Source organism: Streptomyces sp. DSM 40750, from assembly GCF_024612035.1.
GTDB lineage: Bacteria > Actinomycetota > Actinomycetes > Streptomycetales > Streptomycetaceae > Streptomyces.
Map to the genome: position 1 here is coordinate 2,967,458 of NZ_CP102513.1, position 24,164 is coordinate 2,991,621.

The following is a 24,164-nucleotide window of genomic DNA, read 5'->3' on the forward strand; positions in this document are numbered from 1 at the left end:
ATCCGGGCGGTCAGCCAAGCGGCAGGACGTCCACGTCCGCCGCGGGCGGTGTCACCGGCAGCCGCACACTCAGCGTCGTACCGCCGCCCGGCGGGCTGGCCACGGTCAGCCGGCCGCCGATCGCCTCCACCCGGTCGATGAGCCCGATGAGCCCCGACCCCTTGTCCGGTTCCGCTCCCCCGACGCCGTCGTCGCGGATGACCAGCTCCAGCACGCCCGAGCGTTCCTCGGCCGCCACGGTCACCACGCTCGCGCGCGCGTGTTTGACGGCGTTGGTGAGGCACTCGGAGGTGACGTAGTACGCGGCCACCTCGACCTGTTCTGGGAAGCGGGCGCCGGCGAGGGCGAGGTCGAGTTCCACGGGGATCGCGGAACGGCGGGCCAGGGCGCGCAGGGCGGGGCCCAGGCCGCCCCTGGAGAGGACGGACGGGTGGATGCCCCGGGCCACCTGAAGCAGGTCCTGGAAGGCGTCGTCGAGACCCTTGCCCAGGTGGTCCAGCTGCTGGGCGAGTTCCGAGGAGCGGTCCGTCACCAGGGTCTCCGTCATCCGCAGCTCCAGCTGGAGGGAGACCAGGCGTTGCTGGACGCCGTCGTGCAGATCGCGTTCGATACGGCGCCGGGAGGCGTCCCCGGCGGCCACCACGCGCGCGCGTGAGGCGGTCAGCTGGTCGCGGCTGTCGGCGTTGGCGATCGCGGTGGCGATCAGTTCGGTGAAGTCGGCGAGCCGGGACTCGGTGCCGTCGGGCAGCGGGTCGAGGAGCGAGGCCGCCATCACGACCCCCCACAGCCGGCCGTCGACGACGATGGGGGCGCCCACGGAGGTGCCCGACCGGGCCGCGGCCCCGGTCCGTGCCACCTCCTCGATCGCCTTCCGCCCCGCCTCACGGCGTGTCATGCGGGCGGCCTCGGCGGTCGCGTCGACCCGCGCGTGCGCGATCCCGAGGACCGTGGCGCCGCCGTCGGGCTCGTACCGCAGTACGGCCGAGGACGTGCCCAGCAGGGACCCCACTTCCTCCGCCACCTTCGTGAACACCTCGGACGGCGGCACCCCGCGCGCGACCGCGGTGGCGACCCGGCGCAGCGCCGCCTGTTCGAGCGAGGCCCGGCGGCTCTCCGTGACATCGCGGGCGGCGGCGTAGATGAGCCCTTCCTCGGGGACGGGCCGGGCGCTCCACTGCAGCCAGCACTCGGTGCCGTCGGCGCGGACGTACCGGTTCTCGAACTCGGCGACCTCGGCGCCGCTCGCCAGCAGCGCGACGGCCTCCCGGGTGCTCTCCCGGTCCTCCTCGTGGACGAACTCCACGAACGGCCGGGAGGTCAGCGTCTCGATCGGGTAGCCGAGGGTGCGTTCGAAGGCCGGGTTGACCCGCAGGAAGTAGCCGTCGACGCTGCTGATGCACAGCAGGTCCAGGGAGAGGTTGAAGATGCCCTCCAGCTCCTGCTCGGCCCTTCTGCGCCGGCCGTGGGCGGCGGCGAAGGAGGCCATCGTGCCGTTCATGCCGCCCAGCAGCTGGGCCCAGGTGCCGTCGAAGGAGTCGACGTCGGCCCGGTGTTCGAGCCGGCCCGCGTCGATCGCCGTGTTCATGGCCCGGATCTCGTCGGCCAGCCGCTCGCTGGTCACCCGCAGCTCGCGGAACGTGTCGGCGACGTCCCCGAGTTCGTCGCGTCCCGCGTAGCGGATGTCGTACGAGAGGTCGCCGTCGGACAGGGCGCGGGCGCCCTCGGAGACCTGCCCGAGGGGGCGGGTGATCGAGCGGCGCAGGGCCAGCGCGAGGAGGGTGACGAGGCCCAGGACGCCGAGGGAGACGGCCAGTTCGGTGAAGGCCTGGGCCCGGGTGGTGCGCAGGTCGCGCTCGGCGGTCACGGCCAGCTCCCGGGCGGCCCGGTCCTGGATACCGCGCAGCGCGTCGACGTACTTCTCGGAGTCGGACAGCCAACTGTCGTACGAGGGCCAGTCGGCGGGCCGGGGGGCGGTGTCGGCGAGCATGTCGCGGGCCTTGCGGACCTCGCGTCCGGGGGCCTGGAAGATCGTGGTGTGCAGTTCGGCCTTCAGCTCGTCCGAGGTGGTCTGCCGGAACGCCCTCAGCTGGGCCTTCTCCAGTTCGGTCCAGCGGCCCGCGACCGCGGTCGCGCGCCCCTCGGCGGGCGCGTGGAACAGGATGGCGAGTTCCGCCCGCTCGCTCTCGGCGGCGGCGATGGCCCGCAGCATCGCGATGTGGGCGTCGGCCGCGCGGCCCGCGGCCCTGGTGGGGCGCCCGGATTCGAGGGCGGCGACGACGTCGAGGAGGGTGTTCTCTATGACCTCGTACCGCTGGGCCACGACCTGCGCGTCCAGCGAGCCGGTGCCCGTCTGGACCCGGAGTGCGTGCAGTTGCCGGCGTACGGCGTCGAGGACCCCGGCGACGTCGGACTCCGGCCGGCCGACGGCTTCGTCGAAGGCCCGCCGCAGCGCGTCGTCGGCGGTCCGCTGGGCTTCCGACCGGCCACGCAGGGTGTCCGGTCCGGCGCTGAGCCGGGCCTCGACCGCGGCGATCCGCTCGCGTGCGACGGCTCCTGCGACCTCGCCGGTCGCGAACGACACCTTGATCGCGGCGTCGAAGTCGCGCAGGGTCCGCGCCTCCTCCCACTGGGTCACGGTGGCGAAGGCCGTGAAGGCCAGCAGGACGGTGACCGGCAGCAGGACGAGCAGCATCAGCTTGGGGCCGACGCGCAGCCGGGCCAGGAACGGGACGGTGCCCACGGTCGCGGCGCGACGGCGGACTCGCGCCGCGGTGGGGCGGGAGGCGGGGACACGTCCGCGGGACGGTGGGCGGAGCACGGCCGGGCCTCACGGTCCGGTCGGCGGGTAGTGGCTGTGGTCCGCCAGGTCCTTGTCGACGGCACGCACCGCCTCGTCCAGGGTGGGCTGCACGGCCGCTCCCCGCATGATCTTCGCGAACGCCCGGGCGAAGGCCTCGGTGATCGCCGGGTAGGCGGGGGTCTGCGGCCGGGGGCGGGCGGCCCCGTCGCGCAGTTGTTCTATGTAGAGCCGCCCGGGGCCGGCCTCGGCGAACGCCTCGGTGCGTTCTACGGCGGTGCCGGTGGCGGGTATCCCGCCGTTGACGTCGGTCATGCGCAGGATCTCGTCGGGGCGCAGCAGGAAGGCCAGGAAGCGCCAGACGGCGTCGCCGTCGGCCGTGCCCGCGGGGATGCCCCACTGCCAGGAGCCCATCCCGGTGGCGGTGCCGGTGCCGAAGTCGGGCAGCGGCACGATCGCGACGTCGCCCGGGTGGGCCTCGGCGTAGCGTTGGTACCACCAGTGGCCGTTCCAGGACACGGGGCTCCTGCCCTTCTGGAAGGCCCCGGAGTCCTCGTTCGCGTCCACGTATCCCGCCTTCGCCCAGCCCTGCAGCGTCGTCAGCGCCTCGACCGACTTCGGCCCGTTGAGTACTCCGTCGGCCGTTCGATAGGTGGAGCGTTCGATCAGGTCGCCGCCCGCCGACCACACGGCAGGCGCGAACGCGTACGTTCCCCATTCGGTGTCGGCCCACCGCAGCTGGAGGTCCAGCGGCCTCTCGTAGCCCAGGGTGCGCAGCTTCTTCAGGATGCCGGTGAACTCGTCGGCGGTCCAGGCGTCGCCGATGCCCTTCGGGATGCGCACGCCCGCCTTCTTGAGCACCGACGGCCGTACGTACAGGCCGAGTCCGGAGTCGAATGTGCCGAGGCCCCACAGCCTGCCCCGGTAGGTGCCCTGTTCGAGGACGGAGGGGAGCAGGTCCGCGCGCAGGGCCTCGGGTACGCAGGAGTCGATCGGCCGGAGGTCGCCCGCCCAGGCGTGGTTGAACAGTTTCGGGGCGTCGAAGTCGAGCAGGTCGGGCAGTTCGCCGTCGGCTGCCGCCGTGCGGACCAGGTCGTCGTAGTCGCCCTCCGGGAGGCGGACGAGACGGACCTTCACATCGTTCTGGGAGGTGTTGAACGCCTGCACCTGGGCGCGCACGGCCTCCAGTTCGCCGTGCGCGGCCGGCGCGTGGAACCACATGGTGATCTGCGCGGGGGCGTCGATCCGCCCGTCGCAGGTCGCGTCGGACCTCCGCCGGGTGCCCTCGCCGCCGTCCCCGCCCGCGTCGCAGCCCGCAAGGAGCAGGGCCATACACAGCAGAAGCGCCGACAGGGCACGGCCGGGTGTCCTCGAAGTGCCGGGCTGGCCGGTCGGAGTGCTTGGCCGGGGTCCCGCGGCGTGGGTCATGGTCCGCTCTTCGGATAACCGTCGTGGGCGGCGAGATCCTGGTCGATGGCCTCGACCGCCTCGTCCAGCGTCTTCTTCGCGGGCGCTCCCGCGAACACGATGTCGGCGACCGCGTGCGAGAAGGCGACGGTGACCGCCGGATATGCCGGTGTCTGCGGCCTGGGCCGGGCGACCCCGCTGCGCAGCTGATCGATGAACAGCCGCTCCGCGCCGTCCTCGTCGTACAGCGGCGAGAGGCTCACCGCTCGCTCCGTCGCCGGAATGGCGCCGTTGGCCTCGCTCATCCTGACCACCTGCTCCGGCTGCAACAGGTACTCCAGGAAACGCCACACCGCGTCGCCGTCGGCGCCCCCGGAGGGAATGCCCCACTGCCAGGAACCCATGCCGGTGACGGTCCCCGTGCCGAAGTCGGGCAGCGGCACGATGGCCACGTCCCCGGGGTGCGCCTCGCTGAACTCGCCGTACCTCCAGTGCCCCATCCAGGAGATGGGGCTGCGGCCCTTCACGAACGCGCTCTTGTCGTCTCCCTTGTCGACATATCCCTCCTCGACCCAGTTCTGCATGGTGGTGAGCGCCCCGACGGACTCCGGGCCGTTGAGGAACCCGTCGGCCGTGCGGAACTCCTCGGGGTCGATGAGGTCGCCGCCGGCCGACCACACGGCCGGCGCGAAGGCGTACGTGTTCCACTCGTCGGCGAGCTTGGAGTCGGCGAAGTTCAGGTCCAGCGGCGCCTGGTAGCCCGCCGCGCGCAGCTTGCGCAGGATCTTCGTCAGCTCGTCGGCGGTCCAGGCGTCGTCGACGCCCTTCGGCACGCGCACCCCCGCCTCCTTGAGCACCGACGGCCGTACGTACAGGCCGAGTCCGGAATCGAACGTGCCCACACCCCACAGCCGCCCGTCGTACGTGCCCTGCCGGCGGATGGAGGGGAGCAGATCGCCCCGGGTCTTCGCGGGCACGCAGGAGTCGATCGGCTTGAGGGTGCCGGACCAGGCGTAGCTGTAGAGGTTCGGGCCGTCGAAGTCGAGGAGGTCCGGCAGGTCGCCGCTGGCCGCCGCGGACAGGACGAGTTCGGTGTACGGGCGCTGCTCGGGCAGGGTGACCAGTTCGACCCGCACCTGCCGCTGGGCCCTGTTGAACTCCTTGACCTGGCTGCTCAGCGTGGTCTGCTCACCGCTCTGCCCCGCGTGGAACCACATCGTGATGTGGGCCGTGCCCTCGATCTTCCCGTCGCAGGTCGTGTCGCCCGTCGCCTTGTCCCCCCGGCCCGCCCGGCTGTCTTTGCCGCCCGCGCTGCATCCGGACAACAGCAGCGCGGCGACCGCCACGCCCGACAGCAGGGCACGGCGGACACGGCTTCTTCCGAGGTCCCGGCGCGGCTTTCTCATCGCACACCCCCACTCGACCGGACGACACGGCCCCCAGGGCAGCGACATGCTACTCCACGTGTTGTGTTCGATTCCCTGGGTGAGAGTGAACCCGTTGATTCGGCAAAGGACTTCAGCACATTCCCGCTCACCGGAATCCGGCTACGCCGACACTTACCCGCTAGCCGGAATGTGTGCCCATGACCATCTTGGGAGGCTGTGACCATGTCCATGCGCTGTCTCATCGTCGATGACAGTGCCCAGTTCCTGGAGACTGCCCGCACACTGCTGGAGCGCGACGGGATCCACGTCGTCGGCGTGGCCTCCACGGGCACGGAGGCGCTGGCACGGGCCGTGGAACTGGCCCCCGATCTCGTCCTGTTGGACATCGACCTCAACGGCGAGAGCGGAGTGGAACTCGCGCCGAGGCTCGCGCGCACCGCCTCGTCCGTCATCATCCTCACCTCCACGCACCCCCTGGACGACGTCCAGGAACTCGTCGCCGCCAGTCCCGCCCGGGGTTTTCTTCACAAGTCGAAGCTCTCGGGACAGGCGCTGCGGGACCTGCTGGAGCCGGATCACGGGTCCCCGGGGCATTGAGGATCTTGGCGGTGGTGTCCGGCCATGTCACGCACCAGGTGTTGTCGGGACTTGGTCAACACGCTTCAATGCGGGGGAACTCGGGACGAGGAACGCCGTCGTACGGATGTGAAGGCGGACGGCCGCCTCCGAGCGTCCTCCGGGCGCCCCATCGGCCTGCGCGGTCCGACCAGCCGTCGCGTACTCCTCTACAGAAAGGCCCCTGCATGCGGCACGCCACAGAGCACGCGGACGTCGCGGATGTCGCGGACGTTTCGGCGGTCACGGCGGTCACGGACGTCGCCACGGCGGAGTTGGAGTCGGTCCTGCGGGGAGGCCCCTTCCATGTCGCGCTGCGCGCCGCGATCGCCGCCCGCGGGCTGCCACTGCAGCGCGTGCAGCACCATCTGTCGCGCTACGGGGTCAAGGTCGGTGTCACCAGCCTCAGTTACTGGCAGCAGGGCGCCCGGCGTCCGCAGCGCCCCGAGTCGCTGCGGGCCGTGCGGGCCCTGGAGGAGATCCTCCAGCTCCCGGACGAGTCGCTGATCCGGCTGCTCGCCCAGGCCGACGAGCACTCCGTCCCGGAACGCCCCGCCGGCCGCTCGTACCGGTCCGTCGTGGAGGCCTCCGGCGTCCTCGAACGGCTCCTCAGCGAGTTGGAGGTGCCGCTCGACAGCGGAGTGCACACCGTCGGCCATCACGAGCGGGTGCGCGTCGGCGCCTGCCGGGAATTGCTGGGCCGCGAGTCCCAGCACATCGTGCGCGCCCACAAGGACGGCGTGGACCGCTATGTGGCCGTCCACCACGGCGACCCGGGTTGCGCACCGGAGCGGATGGGCGTCCGCGCGCTGGAGAACTGCCGCAGGGGGCGGGTGCGTTGGGACCGCGACACCGGTGTCCTCGTCGCCGAGCTCCTCTTCGGCACTCGGCTCCACAGTGGCGACACGTTCCTCTTCCGCTACGGCTTCGACGACGGCACGGCCGGTGCCTGCACCGAGTACGTCCGCGGCTTCCGCTCTGCGGGCGGCCAGTACGCCCTCCAGGTGCGCTTCGACGAACGGGCCCTGCCGATACGCTGCCACCGCTTCAGCCAGCACTCGGCGGCCGCCCCCCGCAGCGACAGGCAGTCCCTCCCGCTGAGCGGCCTGCACCGCTCGGTCCACCTCGTCGAGCCACGGGTGCGGACGGGGATCGTCGGGATCGGGTGGGACTGGGAGTGAACGGCCGGGGACAGGACAGCGGCTGAGGGGCATGCGGCAGGAACAACGCCGCCGCGGCGGGCCCGCGAAAGGTGAGCAGGCGGGGAGGGCGGGTCGCCATCGAGGTGGCAGCCCGTCGCGGTACGCGAGCGTTTGGGATACCTTCCGGCCGAGAGCCCCCGAGAAAGGACCTGTCTCGTGATCGTCGTCGCCGGTGAAGCCCTGATCGACCTGGTCCCCCGGGGCGCGGGCGCGCTCGTGGATCTGCGGCCGGCGCGCGGGGGCGGCCCCTACAACACGGCCGTGGCGCTCGGCCGCCTCGGCTCCCCCACCGCCTTCTGCTCCCGGGTGTCGTACGACGCCTACGGCGAGGCCCTCCTGGACGGCCTGCGTGACGCGGGCGTGGATGTGGCCTCCGTACAGCGCGGCCCCGAGCCGACGACTCTCGCCGTGGCCTCGATCGGCGAGGGCGGCTCGGCCCGGTACTCCTTCTACGTCGAGGGGAGCGCCGACCGCCTGTTCGAGGCACCCGAGCGGCTCCCCGAGGGCACCCGGGCCGTGTCCTTCGGCACCTGCTCACTCGTCCTGGAACCGGGCGCGAGCTCCTACGAGGAGCTGATGCACACCACCGCCGCCCAGGGCGTGTTCACCGCTCTCGACCCGAACATCCGGCCGGGCCTGATCCCCGACGCGGACGCCTACCGGGCCCGCTTCAAGAGCTGGCTGCCCTCGGTGTCGCTGCTCAAGCTCTCCGAGGAGGACGCGGAGTGGCTGGGCGGCACCCCACGCCTGTGGCTGGACTCCGGCCCCTCGGCCGTCGTGATCACCCATGGCGGCGACGGCCTGACCGTCTTCACCCGCACCGGTGCGGAGCATTCCGTACCGGGTGAGAAGGTCGACGTCGTCGACACCATCGGCGCCGGCGACACGGTCAACGCGGCCCTCCTCCACGGCTTGTCGACCTGGGACGCCCTCTCCGGCACAGCCCTCGCGGCCCTCGGCGCCGACGACTGGACCCGGCTGCTGCGCTTCGCCGCCCGCGCGGCGGCGATCACCTGCTCCCGAGCGGGCGCGGAACCGCCGTACGTGGCAGAGGTGGGCGAGGTCTAGGCCGCCGCACACGGGCGTCCCGGCCAGGCCGGTCGGCGGCGGCCTCGGCCCGCGCGCCAAGCGGCGCGCCCTGGGTGAGTCCCCGAGTCAGCCGCTGACCGCGCGGAGGGCGCCCGGCTTGCGGCCGTTGAGGTGGTCGAGTGCGATGGCCGTGGCCTCGTCGGCCGGGAGGTGGACCATGAGGCGCTGGCCGTCGTCCGGCAGGGCGAGCGTCTCGTACGACAGGCGCAGCCGGCCCGCTTCCGGGTGCTCGACGAGATCCGTGCCGTTGCGCAGCGGCATGGCCGGTACGGCCTTCAGCCGCAGGGTGAACCGGGCTCCCGCGGTGACCGTCAACTCGTCGGCCAGGGCGACGACATGCGGGTCGTGCAGGGGGGCCTCGTGGCGCAGATGGGCGACCTGCTCGTCGGCGAGCCGCTCCCACCCGGGGTACACCGCGCGGGCCCGTGCGTCGGTGAACAGATACCGCATGACGTTGGGCGGGTCGCCGTCGAGCAGACCGAGCGGGCGGGCGAACCGCTCGTAGCCCGAGGTGTACGCCACGATGTCGCCGAGCCAGTTGAGCAGCACGGCCGGGGTGGGCTCCAGGCGGTCGAGAAGGGCCCGCACGGTGGGGCGTACGGTGCGGACCGGCGGGTTGGCCGCCGAGCAGAGCGCCTTGTCGTCGCCGCTCTCCTTGGCCAGTCGGCGCAGCAGGATCCGGTCCGGCACGCGCAGGCGCAGAGCGTCTGCGAGGGCGCCGAGCACCTGGGGCGAGGGGTTGCGGTCGCGGCCCTGTTCCAGCCGGGTGAGGTACTCGACGCTGATCCCGGCGAGGGTGGCCAGTTCGGCCCGGCGCAGGCCGGGTGCGCGGCGGCGGGGACCGGTGGGCAGCCCCACCTCGGCGGGGGTGATGGCCTCGCGGCGGCCACGTAGGAAGGCGGCCAACTCGTTGTCGCTCACCCGTCGAACGTACAGGGTGTGCCGCCGCTGAGGGTGGCCCTCGTACTACCACCATCATCCCGGCCTCCCTGCCAGGCGCGGAACGCCGGATGGTGGAGGCATGACTCAGGACAACGCCTCGCACACGCCGACCACCACCGCTCTGCCCCTGTCCCCCGGCGAGTGGGAACTCGACCCGCTGCACTCGGCCGTCAACTTCACGATCCGGCACCTCGGGATCGCCAAGGTACGGGGCCGGTTCGAGCGGTTCACGGCCGAGTTGCACGCCGGTGTGACGGTCGACGACGTGCGGGTGAGCGCGGAGATCGCGCTGGCCTCCCTCAACACCGGCAACGCCGATCGTGACGCGCACACGCGCTCGGCGGATCTGCTCGATGTCGAGAAACGCCCGACGATGGCGTTCCGCTCGACGCGGGTGCGCGGGGCGGGCGAGGAGTGGTCGATGGAAGGGGACTTGACCATCGGGGACGTGACCCGCCCGGTGACGCTCGCCGTCGAGTTCGGCGGGGTGGTGGACTCCCCCGGGGACGATCGGAGGCACGCCGGGTTCGAGGCGACGGGCGAGATCCGGCGCAGCGACTACGGGCTGGACTTCGGGGCCGGTTTTCTCGGTGATGTTGTCAAGGTGCAACTGGACATGCAGTTCGTCGAACCCGTCGGCCAGGAGGGCTGATCGTGCAGGGCCAGGGCGGCTGATGATGGAACGTGCGGCGGCCCGCGGGGAGTTCCCGCGGGCCGCCGTATTTTTCTGGACTTGCCACGACCTGTTGCTCTGACGCCTCAGAACTTGCCGATCCCGTGTCGGATCATCCTGATCGGCTCTCAGGCCCTGCCGGCCGACTCTCAGGCTTTGCGCGCCCGCGTGGTCTTCTTCGCGGGTGCCGCCTCCTTCGTGGCGGCGGCCGCCTTCTTGGCCGCCGTGGTCCTGGCCGCCGTGGTCTTGGCCGCCGTGGTCTTGGCCGCCGTGGTCGTCCGGGCCGTCGCCGTCTTCTTCGCCGTCGACTTGGCGGCGACCGTCTTCCTGGCCGCCGTCCCGCGCGGGGCCTTCACCGAGGCGGCGTCGCTGATCCGGTCGGCGCCGAGGATCTCGCGCAGGAACTTGCCCGTGTGGCTGGCCGGAACCCCGGCGACCTCCTCGGGCGTGCCCTCCGCGATGACGAGGCCGCCGCCGGCGCCGCCCTCGGGGCCCATGTCGACGACCCAGTCGGCGGTCTTGATGACGTCGAGGTTGTGCTCGATGACGATGACCGTGTTGCCCTTGTCGACCAGGCCGGACAGCACGGTGAGCAGCTTGCTGATGTCCTCGAAGTGCAGACCGGTGGTCGGCTCGTCCAGGACGTACACCGTGCGTCCCGTGGAGCGGCGCTGCAGCTCGCTGGCGAGCTTGACGCGCTGTGCCTCACCGCCGGAGAGGGTGGTCGCGGACTGGCCGAGCCGGACGTAGCCGAGGCCGACGTCCTTCAGCGTGTTGAGGTGGCGGGCGATCGCGGGCACGGCCTCGAAGAAGGCCGTGGCCTCCTCGATCGGCATGTTCAGCACATCGGCGATGGACTTGCCCTTGTAGTGGACGTCCAGCGTTTCCCGGTTGTACCGGGCACCGTGGCAGACCTCGCACGGGACGTAGACGTCCGGCAGGAAGTTCATCTCGATCTTGATGGTGCCGTCGCCCGCGCAGTTCTCGCAGCGGCCGCCCTTGACGTTGAAGGAGAAGCGGCCGGGCAGATAGCCGCGGACCTTCGCCTCGGTGGTCTCGGCGAACAGCTTGCGGACGTGGTCGAAGACGCCGGTGTACGTCGCCGGGTTGGAACGAGGGGTGCGGCCGATGGGCGACTGGTCGACGTGCACGACCTTGTCGACGAGGTCGTCGCCGTCCACGCGCGTGTGCCGCCCCGGTACGTTCCTCGCACCGTTCAGCTCGCGGGCCAGGTGCGTGTACAGGATGTCGTTGACCAGCGTGGACTTGCCGGAGCCGGAGACTCCGGTGACGGCCGTGAAGACGCCCAGCGGGAAGGACACGTCGATGTCCTGGAGGTTGTTCTCCCGGGCGCCGTGCACCGTCAGCTGCCGGGTCGGGTCGAGCGGGCGGCGGATGTCGGGCAGCGGGATGGCCTTCTTGCCGGACAGGTACTGCCCGGTCTGCGACTCCGCGTTGTCGAGCAGCTCCTTCAGGGAACCGCTGTGCACGACCTTGCCGCCGTGCTCGCCGGCACCGGGGCCGATGTCGACGATCCAGTCGGCCATCTTGATGGTGTCCTCGTCGTGCTCGACGACGATGAGCGTGTTGCCCATGTCGCGCAGCCGGACCAGGGTCTCGATGAGCCGGTGGTTGTCGCGCTGGTGCAGACCGATGGAGGGCTCGTCGAGGACGTACAGGACGCCGACGAGGCCGGAGCCGATCTGGGTGGCCAGGCGGATGCGCTGGGCCTCGCCGCCGGAGAGCGTGCCGGCCGCGCGGTTCAGCGAGAGGTAGTCCAGGCCCACGTCGACGAGGAACCGCAGCCGTTCGTTGACCTCCTTCAGCACCCGCTCGGCGATCTTCTTGTCGCGGGCGTTGAGCTTCAGCTCGCCCAGGAAGTCCGCGCAGTCACTGATGGACATGGCGGAGACCTCGGCGATCGACTTCTCCATGATCGTGACCGCGAGGACGATCGGCTTCAGGCGGGTGCCCTCACAGGTGGGGCAGGGCACCTCGCGCATATAGCCCTCGAAGCGCTCACGGCTGGCGTCGCTCTCGGCCTCGCTGTGCCGCCGCTTCACGAAGGGGACGGCGCCCTCGAAGGCCGTGGTGTAGACGCGCTCGCGCCCGTACCGGTTGCGGTAGCGGACCTCGATCTGCGTCTTGTGGCCGTACAGCAGGGCCTTCCTCGCGCGCTGCGGGAGACCGGCGAAGGGGATGTCGGTCCGGAATCCCAACGCGTCGGCGAGGGCTCCGATGAGGCGGCCGAAGTAGTCCTTGGTGTGTCCGTGCGACCAGGGGTGGATGGCACCCTCGTCGAGCGACTTGTCCTCGTCCGGGATGATCAGCTCGGGGTCGACCTCCATGCGCGTACCGATGCCGCTGCAGTCGGGGCAGGCGCCGAAGGGCGAGTTGAAGGAGAAGGAGCGGGGCTCCAGCTCCTCGAAGGACAGGTCGTCATAGGGGCAGTACAGGTGCTCCGAGAACATGCGCTCGCGCTCGGGGTCGTCCTCGGGGAGGTCGACGAAGTCGAGCACGACCATGCCGCCGGAGAGACCGAGCGCGGTCTCCACGGAGTCGGTGAGGCGGCGCTTGGCGGTGTCCTTCACCGTGAGGCGGTCGACGACCACCTCGATGGTGTGCTTCTCCTGCTTCTTCAGGGTGGGCGGGTTGGAGAGCTGGACGGTCTCGCCGTCCACCCGCGCACGGCTGTAACCCTTGGTCTGGAGGTCCGCGAAGAGGTCGACGAACTCGCCCTTGCGCTCACGCACCAGCGGCGAAAGGACCTGGAAGCGGCTCCCCTCCGGCAGCTCCAGGACACGGTCGACGATGGCCTGCGGCGACTGGCGTGTGATCGGGCGGCTGCACTGGGGGCAGTGCGGCTTGCCGATGCGCGCGAAGAGCAGCCGCAGGTAGTCGTAGACCTCGGTGATGGTGCCGACCGTCGAGCGCGGGTTGCGCGAGGTCGACTTCTGGTCGATGGAGACCGCCGGGGACAGACCCTCGATGAAGTCGACGTCCGGCTTGTCCATCTGCCCGAGGAACTGGCGGGCGTAGGACGAGAGCGACTCGACGTACCGGCGCTGCCCCTCGGCGAAGATCGTGTCGAAGGCCAGCGAGGACTTGCCCGACCCCGACAGGCCCGTGAAGACGATGAGCGAGTCGCGTGGCAGGTCGAGCGAGACGTTCTTCAGGTTGTGCTCGCGCGCGCCACGGACGATGAGACGGTCGGCCACGCCGGTCCGCACCTTTCTTGAGTGAGGTGACAGGGGCCGGAGCCCCCGTCTTCCACAGACTAGGGGGAGCCACTGACAGCGCCGGTCCTGTTTCCCCGTTCCACAACAATCCCGGGCTCTCCAGCATGCCCGACGCCGCACCCGACCATATAGCACGTGCATTCGATTTGCGGGCGCGGCCGGACACCTTCACCCGAAGGTGTGGGCGGGGCTAGGGTCGGCGTCATGATGGATCACGCACGTGACCTGGCCTCTGTACGTGAAGCGACGGACCGGCTCCTCAGCGCAGCCGCCGCACTGGACAACGCCGCTGTGACCGAGCCGTCACGGCTGCCGGGCTGGACCCGCGGTCACATCCTCGCCCATCTCGCCCGCAACGCGGACGCCCTCGTGAACGTCCTCGAAGGGCGCTCCATGTACGTCTCCGAGGGCGCCCGGGACGCTGACATCGAGCGGGACGCGCCCCGGCCCCTGGAGGCGCAGCTCGCCGACGTACGGGAGAGCGCGAACCGTTTCCAGGACGCCGCCTCGGCCTCCGCGGACTGGTCCCGCACCGTCGAGCTGCGCAACGGCGTCACCGACTCCGCGTCCCGGGTGCCCTTCCGGCGCTGGATCGAGGTGGAGATCCATCACGTGGACCTGGGGATCGGGTACGAGCTGGAGGATCTGCCGCAGGAATTCACGCAGCGCGAGATCAACTTCCTGGCCGACCGGTTCCGCGGCCACCCCGGGGTTCCGGCACTGATGATCAAGCAGGACGACGGGCGCCTGATCCCCACCGGCGACGTCGGGTCCGTCGCCCCGGCACAGCTCGAAAGCGGCCATCGGCTCACGGTCGGCGGCAGCCGGGCCGACCTCCTCGGCTGGCTCGCCGGACGCCGCGACGGGGCAGCCCTGCACGTCGAGGGCGGCCTCCTTCCGGCGCTTCCCCCGCTGTAGCGGCCGCGCGTCCCCCCGCGCCCTAGACTGACGACCATGACGTACAGCGGAGCGGTGAAGGTCGGCGGCCCTGCGGATGTGCACGAGCTTCCGGATCTGATGATCTCCAAGGTCGCGGTCGGCCCGATGGACAACAACGCGTATCTGCTGCGCTGCCGGGCCACCGACGAGCAGCTGCTGATCGACGCCGCCAACGACGCCGGCACGCTGCTCACCCTGATCGGCGACGACGGGATCGCGTCCGTCGTCACCACGCATCAGCACGGCGACCACTGGCAGGCCCTCGCCGAGGTCGTGGCGGCCACCGGCGCCCGTACATACGCGGGCCGGGACGACGCCGAGGGCATCCCCGTGGCGACCGATGTGTCCGTCGACGACGGGGACACGATCCGGGTGGGGCGCGTGGAACTGACCGCGCGCCATCTGGTGGGCCACACGCCGGGTTCGATCGCCCTGGTCTACGACGACCCGCACGGGCATCCACATGTGTTCACCGGCGACTGCCTCTTCCCGGGCGGTCCCGGGCGGACAACACGTCCCGAGGACTTCGAGTCGTTGATGTCGGGCCTGGAGGCGAAGGTCTTCGTACTCCCGGACGAGACCTGGATCTACCCCGGCCACGGCAACGACACTACGCTCGGGACTGAGCGGCCTCACCTCGGCCAGTGGCGCGAGCGGGGCTGGTAGATCGGCGGCATCGGCGGGTCAACGTTACCGGTGGGACCTCTTGAGGGTGTGGCGGGCCCTCGGGCAGCTGTAACCAGTACTAATCGGGGTCGTGGCCCAGGCCGATCAGAAGTCATTCCACATGCTGATACTGGACGACGAAGGGCCCGCTGGCCACGGTGGCCAGCGGGCCCTTCGCTGCTCAGGAGGGCGGTACCGACGTCAGTTGATATCCAGGAGGACAGCGGTCACGAACGCGTCCGCCTGGTCTTCCGACCACTTCCCGTACGGCACGCTGGACTGCGTCAAGGAGTGCCGTAAGCAGAGCGCCGAGTCTTTCAGCGGCACGGGCAGCTTGTCGCCCTCGTCGGCCGCGTCCTGGAGAGCGTGCCGGGCAACGCGTACGGCCATCGCCGGGTCCACGGAGTGCACCCACTTCAGCGCCTTGATCACGTCCACGTAGAGGTCGGTGAAGCGCAGATCGTCCGTGCCGAACTGCTGGCCGTAGTGGCGCAGGTTGAACGCTAGGGCGTGGCCGATGGCGCCGGTAACGCCCGCAGGTAAGTTGCTCACGAAGACTCCTCAGTACTCGATCGGGTGGGGTCGGTTGTGGGGGACGAGGAACATTGGAACGAAAACTGGCGCTTGTGCGCTCCGTGGCGGACTGCCACGGGTAATGGCCCGTTATCTGAGGTGCCGCGCATGCTGAGCCGCGACTACGACCGGCCGAGGGTGCTGCGAAACGGCCCCGTTATCTACGCAAGGCCACTGCCGCCGGTCTTCGTCCCGTTGTCCCCAACTCCCAAGTTCGTCCGCGCACTGGGGGTCGGCCGCCATCGGGTGCCCAGTCCTAGGCGCCGCGGATCAAAGGCGGTGCTGGAACCACAGGACGGGACGAGCGTGCGCCGCGTCCGGGTCGCCAGGACTTCCCGGCGGCTCGGCTTCTCGTCGTCGCGGTCGTGCGTGGGATGATGCATGGAGATTCCCCTTCGGAATCGTCAGAGGAGTCTCACCCGCCTGGTTGCCGCCAGGACTGCCGGGTGGGGCTCCTCGCCTGTTTGTGCTTGCCACTTTAGGGGGCTTCCGGACGCTCCGGATGCTCAGTCGATCTTGGGAGAGCGGCTCCACCGCCCTTACGCAGAGCGCGAGTTGGGAACCGTGTCACGAATGACCCGGAGACCAAGATGGTGGTACGTAGTCAGAGTTGGCGGCATGCAATTGAATTGGGAATTGCCTTCGAATTCCAGAGAATTGAGTGCCGGACGGCTCTGCGGCAGCCCCTGGCTGTTTACTGAAACTTTGCCTTTGCCTCCGGGGTGCGCTCGTTGCGGCGGCCGCCAGGCCGGGGTCTGGTCCAGGTTCCCGGCCGTGACGGAGACGGCGAGGGAGTGCACCAGCTCCAGCAGGGCCGCGCTCTTCCACGCGGTGCAGTCTGTCGAGGTCGTCACCGGACGCCTCCTGCCGGTGCGCCGGCCGTCTCGTCGTCGCCCAGCTCGCACAGGGCCAGGACGGCGGCGTGCCGGTCGTCGTCCAGCCCAAGCGGCAGGGGTCGCCCGCCCGCGACGTCGCGGCGGTGGAGGTCGTGCTGCATGTCCGTCCACTCGCGCAGGAGCTCGCGGGCCTCCTCGGGGTCGACGTCCAGCGCGTCCGCGACCTCGCGCCACGTCGCGCCCGGTTCCATCGCCTCGCGGACGCGGACGCCCCGACCGCGCTCGATGTCCCGGCAGATGGACTCGCGCAGAGCGATGACTGCGAGAGCGTCGCCCACATCGCCGCGCTGGACGTCGTACGGGAAGTCGGCGGGGAGGGCGAGGTTCATCAGCCGGTCGTTGTGCTCGGTGTGCTTCTCGATCTGCCAGGCGAGGGGCGTAGCGGCGGGGACGTCGCCGGGGCGGCGGACCTCCAAGCCCTTCCCCCGGGCGCGCGAACCTATCTAGTCAGGTCGATAGGCTCGGCGAAGCTACCCGCCAGCAACATGCGAGAGGGTCCGCAGCCGCGCGTACCCTCTCGGCACCGTCCGGCCCCCTATATGACCTCGGAGTCCTAGCCCAGACACCAGCCGCAAAGTAGATCGCGGGCAACCGGACTACTCGACGACCGGTCTGAAGGGGTCCGGTTGCTCCTGCTGCGGAACGGGGGGTGGAGTGGGTTGGTGACCGTCCAGCGCCTCGATCCGTTGCCCGGGCCGAGCCTGCGTGGCAATGCGCTGCCGTTCTCCTTCGGAAGCGACGAACAGCACCAGCGGGGCGAGACGATTTCGGAGCGCGGGGATGCGGCTCGCTACCGGGCAGATCACCGCGTACGGCTCCCCTCGGATGTACACCGGAAGTCCCATGGCGAATTCAGGCGTCCCCGCCTTCGCGACCTTGGGATAGGCGCCGGCTTCTTGGTAGACGAACTCCACAACTGGCCTCTGCAGTGCGGCCTGACGCTGCCGCAGGGCATGAATAGCGGCCTGATGCCACTCTGCCTCCCACCGTCCCTGTTCCCGGTGGTCCCGTTCCTCCCGGTAGGCCGCCTCCGCTCGGACATACTGTGGGGCTGTCCAGACCGTGAACAACGGTTCCAGCGGGTAACGAGTGCGCTGCACGATCCGGCGGTGAGGAACGGCGCGATCTGCGAACACCCACCCTAGGAACTCCGCCAGCGGCACCTGCGGTCCTGCCTCCCAAAAGCCCTCCGCGAACCGCGCCAAGCCCTCCGCTACGACTAGGCTGCCGTCCTCGTCGGTCACCAGGCGCACTGAGGGGACCAGCCCCAGCCACGGCGGCCGCAGCCGGTCGCTGAACCACACCGACGGAACGTCGTTCACACGCATCCGCTCCGCGCGGGCCGCGATGGCGTCCGGCGTGATGGGCGACAACTGTGCTTCCAGAGCTACCCGCCAGGCTCCGCCCGGGTCGCTGGCCATGACGTCCGCCCGCCATACGCCATCGGGACCGCGCACCTCCATCTCGCAATGCGCGCCCGCGGCTCGGGCCGCTGCCGCAAGCTCCAGCTTGAGTAGGTGATGAGCCATTGACTCTCCGGCGGCCGCACACTCCGGAGCGCCCGGGGCATGGGCGAAGAATCGCAGCCCGGTCGGCGAGACCTTCGCCCGGACCCGGTGCTGGCATTCGGCACATATCAAAGGCGCGGACGGCCTCACCCGCCAGACGTCCGCCCCCGCTCGCCCACAGCCGAGATCCGGCAGATGAGCGAAGACCGTCCCCCACTGCTCGTGTACGGCACGGAACGCCATGGGGTTCCCCCTCCTGCTCGGGTCTGCAACGGGAACGTGCCCCACGGCACCGGCAGTTCCTCACGTCCGCCACTGTCATGCGGATGCTGCGCGAACATGAAGACCGGACCGCCAGGGCGGCGAGCGCGTTATCACCCCGCCGCTTTGCGGCTGGTGTCTGGGCTAGGTGTGGTGTCTCGGGACCTTGGTTACAGGAAGTCCTCGAAGGTGAGCTGCTGCGGGATGTCCGCGAGTGGTTCGGGCGGCTGGTCAAAGACGATCCGGTAGTCGCTCCCGGCGGTCCGGCTGATGGGCGGTCGGCCGCCGAGCGCGGCGTGCGGCCGCTCGTGGTTGTAGTAGTTCACGAACTCCGTAAGCGCGACGCGGCGTTCACGCTCGGCTGTGTAGTCGCGGACGTACGCCCACTCGCGGGAGAGCGTCCCGTTATACCTCTCCACCTTCCCATTCGTGCGCGGCGTGTACGGCCTGGTCCGCTTGTGCTTCGTACCGGTCGCGGCGAGCGCGTCAGCCCAGGTCGTAGACCGGTAGCACGCGCCGTTGTCGGTGAGGCAGCGGCGGATCGGTGTGATGCCGTGGGCGGCGAAGAAGGCAACGGCCCGGTGCCAGAAGGCGACCGCGGTGATGGCCTTCTCATCGTCCAGGGCCTCGGTGTAGGCGAGCCGGGAGTGGTCGTCGAGCGCCGATGCAGGTACGTGTATCCGACCTTGCCGGTGCCGGGACCGGTGCGTTTGGAGGCGCGGGCGGACTCGGTGCCGACGCCGTGCATCCGCCAGCCGCCGCCGGTCGGGATACGTCCGAGCTTCTTGACGTCGACATGGACCAGGTCGCCGACCCGGTCGTGCTCGTAGCGGATGACCTCGCGCAGCTGCTCGCCGGTCGGTGGATCGAGGTCCCGGAGCCGGTTGAGTCCTCGCCTCACCAGGATGCGGTGGACGGTCGCCGGCGCGAGTGTGACGCCGTGCAGCCGCTGTAGGTCGGCGGTGAGCCGGGCTAGCCCGTGCTTGGTCTGCCGCCGCAGCGCCTCCACCAGGTCGGTGATGTCCTCGGGGGTGCGGGCGGGGCTGGTAGCGGGGCGGGAGGAGTGGTCGTGCAGTCCGTTCTCGCCGTGCGCCCGCCAGCGGGCTTACCACTTGGCCAGGCAGCGGCGGGAGATCCCGGCTTCCGCAGCCACGTGCGCGATCGGACGTCCGGCGTCGATCCGCAGACACAAGCGCAGACGTCCCTCGGGGGTCAGCGGTGCGTTCCGGTGCCCCCTGCTGGTGGCGCTCCTGGATTCGGCGGCCGCGTTCACCGGGAGTCCTGGGATCTCAGGGCTCCCGCGTGAGCGGCTGTGCGTGGCGTCAGTGTGCGAACTTTTCGATAGCCGCCGGGGTGACAGGGGTGAAGAAGTTGACGAGGTTACCGTCGGGGTCACGGAACAGCAGCGACCGGTTGCCCCAGGGCATCGTGGTGGGTTCGGTGACGAAGCCGGTGACGAAGCCGGTCAGGTTCTGGTGAACGCGGTCCACGTCGTCGACGAGGAACTCGGTGATCACGCTGTGGTTGTCCGCCGGGCGGGCAGAGCCCGGAGCGAACAGCGGGACGGTGCGGGTGCCGGCGATCGCGAGGGTGGCGCCCGCGGTGTTGAGTTCGGCGAAGTCCTCGGTGGCCCACGTCGCCCGCACTCCTGTGGCTCGCTCGTAGAAATCGACGAGACGCGCTACGTCGCTGGTGATGATGCGGATCGAGACGAAGTCCATGGGGGTCTCCTTGGCTGGGCTGGAGGCGTGCACTGCGCAGGCTAGGAGAAATAGTGGACAGAATCGGTCCTGTATTCGCGTTAGGTTGTGCACATGCCCCGACCCACTGGCCGCGTGCTGACACTCCTGGAGCTGCTGCAGTCGGGCGGCACCCGGACGATGGCCGAACTCGCCGACCGGCTCGGCGTCGAAGGGCGCACCGTGCGGCGGTATGTGAACCAGCTGATCGACCTCGACGTGCCCGTGGAATCGGTGCGCGGCCGCTACGGCGGGTACCGGCTCGCCCCCGCGTACCGCTTGCCTCCGCTCATGCTCAGCGACGACGAGGCGCTGGCCGTGCTGCTCGGCCTGGTCGCCGGCCGCCGGGCAGGGCTGACGACGACGCAGCACACGGCAAACGAGACGGCATCGGCGAAGATCCGCAGGGTGCTGCCCAAGCACATCGCCCGCCGGCTCGACACACTCCTGGAATCCCTCGCCTTCACGGAACAGCCCGGAGAGTTCGACACCCCGAACGCCGGGGTCCTGCTCACCATCGCCGATGCGGTGCGCCACCGCCGACCGGTCTCGATCCGCTACACCGACCGCGACGGACGGCGCAGCGAACGCACGCTGCACGCGTACGGGATCGTCGCCCATGCGGGCCGGTGGTACGTCACGGGCAAGGACGCCCAGATCGGCGAGGACCGAACCTTCCGGCTCGATCGCATCGCAGACGCGCGGACCCTGCCCGGCTCATTCGAAGCGCCGGCGGGTCCCGGTCCGGCACAGCGCGTGTTGTCAGCGTTCGCCACGGCCGAGTACCGGCATGAGGTGACCTTGCGGATCCACGGGACAGTTGAGCAGATCCGCGCCCACCTTCCCGCCAGCGTCGCGAGCCTGGAGGAGCACGAGCTCGCGGCAGGCCAGGACCGGGCAACCGAGCGCTGGCTGCGCGTCGAGCTGCGGGCGGAGCGGCTCGACTGGTTGCCTCCGGTACTCGCCTCACTCGACCGGCCGTTCGTCATCGAGCGCCCCGATGAACTGCGCGACCTCGTCATCGAGCTCGCCGACCGCCTTGCGTCCTACGCCCGCCAAGCCTGACAGCGAGGAACCAATGTCATGAGATGGCACACCTAGGGCTTCCCGGGCGGTGTGGGCAACACCCGTAAGGACCCGAAGGCGTTCGCCAGTCTGATCCACGACGTGGAGACGAAGATCTTCGACGTGCTGCCCGACGAGACCTGGGTCTACCCGGGCCACGGCAAGGACACGACGCTCGGCGCGGAGCGCCCGCACCTGCCGGAGTGGCGCGCCCGGGGCTGGTGAACTCCCCAGTGCCGCAAGGCAGTTGATGAGGCATCCGACAGGGCTCGCGGGCACACCCCGCACGCACCCCGTGTGAATCGAACACACGCGCCGGTGCCACGCGCGCGCTCCCGGCGCACGCCGTGGCGTAGTCCACTGGTGGCAGGTCCGCACAGGATGACGGCTCCTGTACGGACGGGCCGCCGGCCTCCCAATCCCCGCCCTCGGCCGGCGGCCCCGCCGAGCGTTCACAGGAATGAAACGTTCGTTCCCACTATGCGGACAATTGCCCGTGTGACCTCGACAAACAGAACGCCGCGCTGCCAATCTCACGCCATGCGTCCTGTCCTGCGAGCCCCGCGTTCCCCGCGCCGTGCCGCTTCCGCCGCCATAGCCGCCCTGCTCACCGCTGTCGCGGTGGGCTGCGCCCCGCAGCCGGAGGAGGACACCTCCGGCTCGGCCTCCGCCTCGGCGTCCGGGGCGTCCTGCGCCAAGGGCGAGTTGAGCACGGAGGCCACCGGCAAGCTGACGATCGCCACGGACTCCCCCGCGTACGAGCCCTGGTTCAAGAACGACGACCCGAAGAACGGTGAGGGCTTCGAGTCGGCGGTCGCGTACGCCGTGGCCAAGGAACTGGGCTACGACAAGGCCGACGTCGTCTGGCAGAGCGTGCCCTTCAACAAGGCCTTCGCGCCGGGTGAGAAGACCTTCGACTTCGACATCAACCAGGTGTCGATCAGCGACGAGCGCAAGAAGGCCGTGGACTTCTCGTCCGGCTACTACGACGTGCGCCAGGCCGTCATCGCCCTGAAGGACTCCGAGGCCGCGAAGGCAGCGAGCATCGCGGACCTCAAGAAGCTGCACCTCGGCGCCCAGGTCGGCACCACCAGCCTGAACCACCTCAACGACGTGGTGAAGCCGACCCAGGAGCCCGCCGCCTACTCGAAGAACGACCAGGCCAAGTCCGCGCTGAAGAACGGCCAGATCGACGCGATCGTGGTCGACCTGCCGACCGCGTTCTACATCACGGCGGCCGAGGTGACGGACGCGACGATCGTCGGCCAGTTCGAGAACCAGGGCGGCACGCCCGAGCAGTTCGGACTCGTCCTCGACAAGGGCAGCGCCCTCACGTCCTGTGTCACGGCCGCCGTGGACGCCCTGCGCGAGGACGGCACACTGGCGAAGACCGAGCAGGAGTGGCTCTCCGACGCCGTCGACGCCCCGGTGCTCAAGTGACGGTCGTGAAGGAGGAGTCCGGACAGGGGGACGCGGACGACAACGGCGACATGCCTGGCGAGGACGACGGCTACGTCCCCTCGCAACGGCGGCTCGACCGGGAGCACTACAAGCGCACCCGGGCCCGCCGCGCCACGGGTATCGCCGCCCTGTCGACCCTGGTCACGGGCGTCGTCCTCTATCTCGTCGTCGTCAACGCGCCCGGCTGGCCGCGCACCAAGGAGACGTTCTTCAGCGCGGAGTACGCGCGCGAGGCGTTCCCCAAGGTCCTCGAAGGGCTCTGGCTCAACGTGCGGCTGCTGCTGATCTGCGGTGTCGCCGTGCTCGTCCTCGGCATGCTCATCGCCGTCGCGCGGACCCTGCGCGGCCCGGTGTTCTTCCCGCTGCGGGCACTGGCCGCCGCGTACACCGACTTCTTCCGCGGACTGCCACTGATCATCAACCTGATGATCGTGGTCCTGGGCGTCCCGGCGCTCAGACTCCAAGGCGTGACCGTCGACCCGGTGCTGCTCGGCGGCACCGCGCTGACGCTCACGTACTCGGCATACGTCGCCGAGGTGTTCCGCGCCGGCATCGAGTCCGTGCACCCCTCGCAGCGCGCGGCGGCACGCTCGCTCGGCCTCACCAACCGGCAGGCGCTGCGGCACGTCGTACTCCCCCAGGCGGTACGCCGTCAGGTGCCGCCCCTCCTCAACGACCTGGTGTCGCTGCAGAAGGACACCGGTCTGGTCTCCATCGGCGGCGCGATCGACGCCGTACGCGCCGCGGACATCATCGTGGGCCGCAGCCTCAACTACACGCCGTACATCGTCGCGGGACTGGTCTTCGTCGCCCTGACCATCCCGATGACCCGCTTCACCGACTGGGTCACGGCCCGGATGGACCGGCAGCGGGCACAAGGAGGCACGACATGAGCGACACCCGAGAGACCGTGAGCGCTCCTGAGGGCTCCCCCGTGCTGCGGATGGAGTCCGTCCGCAAGACCTTCGGCGGCTCGGTCGTGCTGCGGGACGTCGATCTGGAGGTCGCCCCGCACACCGTGACCGCGCTGATCGGCGCCTCCGGGTCCGGCAAGTCGACGCTGCTGCGCTGTGCCAACCTCCTGGAGGACATCGACGACGGAGCGATCTGGCTGGACGGCGAGGAGATCACCGACCCTCGCGTCGACCAGGACGCGGTGCGCCGCCGTATCGGCGTGGTCTTCCAGGCGTACAACCTGTTCCCGCACATGACGGTCCTGGACAACATCACTCTCGCCCCGCGCCGGGTGCACGGCGTCGCCCGCGCGGAGGCCGAGGAACGGGCCCATGAACTCCTGGACCGCCTCGGACTGAACGGGAAAGCGGGCGCGTACCCCGACCGGCTCAGCGGCGGTCAGCAGCAGCGCGTGGCGATCGTGCGCGCCCTGGCCGTCCGGCCCCGGCTGCTGCTGCTCGACGAGATCACCGCGGCCCTCGACCCGGAACTGGTCGGCGAGGTCCTCAATGTCGTCCGTGATCTGAAAGCGGACGGCATGACGATGGTGCTGGCCACCCACGAGATGGGCTTCGCCCGGGACGTCGCCGACCAGGTTTGTTTCCTGGACGGAGGCGTCGTGCTGGAGCGTGGCACCGCGGAGCAGGTCTTCGGCGACCCCCAGCAGGAACGCACGCGGCAGTTCCTGCGACGGATCGTGGAGGCGGGCCGCCTGTAAGGGCCGTGCTCCTGGAGATCGGGCATTACGCC

At 70.3% G+C, this 24,164-nt stretch carries 19 protein-coding genes and 2 pseudogenes; 11 read left to right on the forward strand and 10 right to left on the reverse strand.

What is annotated here, in order from left to right:
* Positions 1 to 10: 10 nt before the first annotated feature.
* The 3 genes from JIX55_RS13245 to JIX55_RS13255 all read right to left on the reverse strand — a co-directional run bounded on the left by JIX55_RS13245 (position 11) and on the right by JIX55_RS13255 (position 5,610).
* Positions 11 to 2,692, reverse strand: a complete 2,682-nt coding sequence (locus JIX55_RS13245; protein WP_257569320.1) for a PAS domain S-box protein — start codon at positions 2,690 to 2,692, stop codon at positions 11 to 13.
* 135 nt (positions 2,693 to 2,827) lie between these two features.
* The gene (locus JIX55_RS13250; protein ID WP_257563500.1) at positions 2,828 to 4,225 is read right to left on the reverse strand and encodes an ABC transporter substrate-binding protein; all 1,398 of its coding nucleotides are present in this window, start codon (positions 4,223 to 4,225) and stop codon (positions 2,828 to 2,830) included.
* Positions 4,222 to 5,610 carry an ABC transporter substrate-binding protein gene (locus tag JIX55_RS13255; RefSeq protein WP_257563501.1) on the reverse strand — a complete coding sequence of 463 codons (1,389 nt, stop codon included), beginning with the start codon at positions 5,608 to 5,610 and terminating at the stop codon, positions 4,222 to 4,224. Before JIX55_RS13255 ends, JIX55_RS13250 begins: the two co-directional genes overlap by 4 nt.
* A 204-nt stretch (positions 5,611 to 5,814) precedes the next feature.
* Here JIX55_RS13255 and JIX55_RS13260 point away from each other — a divergent pair, with 204 nt between their 5' ends.
* The 3 genes from JIX55_RS13260 to JIX55_RS13270 all read left to right on the forward strand — a co-directional run bounded on the left by JIX55_RS13260 (position 5,815) and on the right by JIX55_RS13270 (position 8,477).
* Positions 5,815 to 6,189 (forward strand): response regulator, encoded by a 375-nt coding sequence (locus tag JIX55_RS13260; protein ID WP_257563502.1) that lies wholly within the window; start codon positions 5,815 to 5,817, stop codon positions 6,187 to 6,189.
* Between the two features lie 206 nt (positions 6,190 to 6,395).
* Positions 6,396 to 7,388, forward strand: coding sequence for a hypothetical protein (locus JIX55_RS13265; protein ID WP_257563503.1), 993 nt, complete (start codon positions 6,396 to 6,398; stop codon positions 7,386 to 7,388).
* Positions 7,389 to 7,565: 177 nt separating this feature from the next.
* Positions 7,566 to 8,477, forward strand: coding sequence for a carbohydrate kinase family protein (locus JIX55_RS13270; protein ID WP_257563504.1), 912 nt, complete (start codon positions 7,566 to 7,568; stop codon positions 8,475 to 8,477).
* Positions 8,478 to 8,564: 87 nt separating this feature from the next.
* On the opposite strand, the gene JIX55_RS13275 is transcribed toward JIX55_RS13270, so the two are convergent.
* Positions 8,565 to 9,419, reverse strand: coding sequence for a helix-turn-helix domain-containing protein (locus JIX55_RS13275; protein ID WP_257563505.1), 855 nt, complete (start codon positions 9,417 to 9,419; stop codon positions 8,565 to 8,567).
* Positions 9,420 to 9,519: 100 nt separating this feature from the next.
* Between JIX55_RS13275 and JIX55_RS13280 the strand changes: the two genes are divergently transcribed.
* Positions 9,520 to 10,092 carry a YceI family protein gene (locus JIX55_RS13280; protein ID WP_257563506.1) on the forward strand — a complete coding sequence of 191 codons (573 nt, stop codon included), beginning with the start codon at positions 9,520 to 9,522 and terminating at the stop codon, positions 10,090 to 10,092.
* 170 nt (positions 10,093 to 10,262) lie between these two features.
* Here JIX55_RS13280 and uvrA read toward each other — a convergent pair whose 3' ends face one another.
* The gene (gene uvrA, locus JIX55_RS13285) at positions 10,263 to 13,331 is read right to left on the reverse strand and encodes an excinuclease ABC subunit UvrA (protein WP_257563507.1); all 3,069 of its coding nucleotides are present in this window, start codon (positions 13,329 to 13,331) and stop codon (positions 10,263 to 10,265) included.
* Positions 13,332 to 13,556: 225 nt separating this feature from the next.
* Here uvrA and JIX55_RS13290 point away from each other — a divergent pair, with 225 nt between their 5' ends.
* On the forward strand, positions 13,557 to 14,270 hold the full coding sequence (locus JIX55_RS13290; protein ID WP_257563508.1) for a maleylpyruvate isomerase family mycothiol-dependent enzyme: 714 nt from the start codon (positions 13,557 to 13,559) through the stop codon (positions 14,268 to 14,270).
* A 36-nt stretch (positions 14,271 to 14,306) separates the two neighbouring features.
* Positions 14,307 to 14,957 carry an MBL fold metallo-hydrolase gene (locus JIX55_RS13295; RefSeq protein ID WP_257563509.1) on the forward strand — a complete coding sequence of 217 codons (651 nt, stop codon included), beginning with the start codon at positions 14,307 to 14,309 and terminating at the stop codon, positions 14,955 to 14,957.
* Positions 14,958 to 15,158: 201 nt separating this feature from the next.
* Here the strand turns inward: JIX55_RS13295 and JIX55_RS13300 are convergent, their stop codons facing one another.
* The 5 genes and pseudogenes from JIX55_RS13300 to JIX55_RS13320 form a co-directional block, all read right to left on the reverse strand.
* Positions 15,159 to 15,509, reverse strand: a complete 351-nt coding sequence (locus tag JIX55_RS13300; protein WP_257563510.1) for a hypothetical protein — start codon at positions 15,507 to 15,509, stop codon at positions 15,159 to 15,161.
* A gap of 871 nt (positions 15,510 to 16,380) precedes the next feature.
* Positions 16,381 to 16,842, reverse strand: a complete 462-nt coding sequence (locus JIX55_RS13305; RefSeq protein WP_257563511.1) for a hypothetical protein — start codon at positions 16,840 to 16,842, stop codon at positions 16,381 to 16,383.
* Positions 16,843 to 17,022: 180 nt separating this feature from the next.
* Positions 17,023 to 17,955, reverse strand: a complete 933-nt coding sequence (locus JIX55_RS13310) for a competence protein CoiA family protein (protein WP_257563512.1) — start codon at positions 17,953 to 17,955, stop codon at positions 17,023 to 17,025.
* 410 nt (positions 17,956 to 18,365) lie between these two features.
* A pseudogene (locus tag JIX55_RS13315) lies at positions 18,366 to 19,468 on the reverse strand (IS481 family transposase).
* 49 nt (positions 19,469 to 19,517) lie between these two features.
* Positions 19,518 to 19,916 carry a VOC family protein gene (locus tag JIX55_RS13320; RefSeq protein ID WP_257563513.1) on the reverse strand — a complete coding sequence of 133 codons (399 nt, stop codon included), beginning with the start codon at positions 19,914 to 19,916 and terminating at the stop codon, positions 19,518 to 19,520.
* Between the two features lie 93 nt (positions 19,917 to 20,009).
* On the opposite strand from JIX55_RS13320, the gene JIX55_RS13325 reads away from it, so the two are divergent.
* From JIX55_RS13325 to JIX55_RS13345, 5 genes and pseudogenes are all read left to right on the forward strand, one after another.
* Positions 20,010 to 20,999: a helix-turn-helix transcriptional regulator gene (locus JIX55_RS13325; RefSeq protein WP_257563514.1), complete on the forward strand. Its 990-nt coding sequence runs from the start codon at positions 20,010 to 20,012 to the stop codon at positions 20,997 to 20,999.
* A 39-nt stretch (positions 21,000 to 21,038) separates the two neighbouring features.
* A pseudogene (locus tag JIX55_RS13330) lies at positions 21,039 to 21,224 on the forward strand (MBL fold metallo-hydrolase); the annotation flags it as partial.
* A 315-nt stretch (positions 21,225 to 21,539) separates the two neighbouring features.
* Positions 21,540 to 22,439: an ABC transporter substrate-binding protein gene (locus JIX55_RS13335; protein ID WP_257563515.1), complete on the forward strand. Its 900-nt coding sequence runs from the start codon at positions 21,540 to 21,542 to the stop codon at positions 22,437 to 22,439.
* Positions 22,436 to 23,353: an amino acid ABC transporter permease gene (locus tag JIX55_RS13340; RefSeq protein ID WP_257563516.1), complete on the forward strand. Its 918-nt coding sequence runs from the start codon at positions 22,436 to 22,438 to the stop codon at positions 23,351 to 23,353. Before JIX55_RS13335 ends, JIX55_RS13340 begins: the two co-directional genes overlap by 4 nt.
* Entirely contained in the window at positions 23,350 to 24,132 is a 783-nt protein-coding gene (locus JIX55_RS13345) for an amino acid ABC transporter ATP-binding protein (protein ID WP_257563517.1), read from the forward strand. Before JIX55_RS13340 ends, JIX55_RS13345 begins: the two co-directional genes overlap by 4 nt.
* The last annotated feature ends 32 nt before the right edge of the window (positions 24,133 to 24,164 follow it).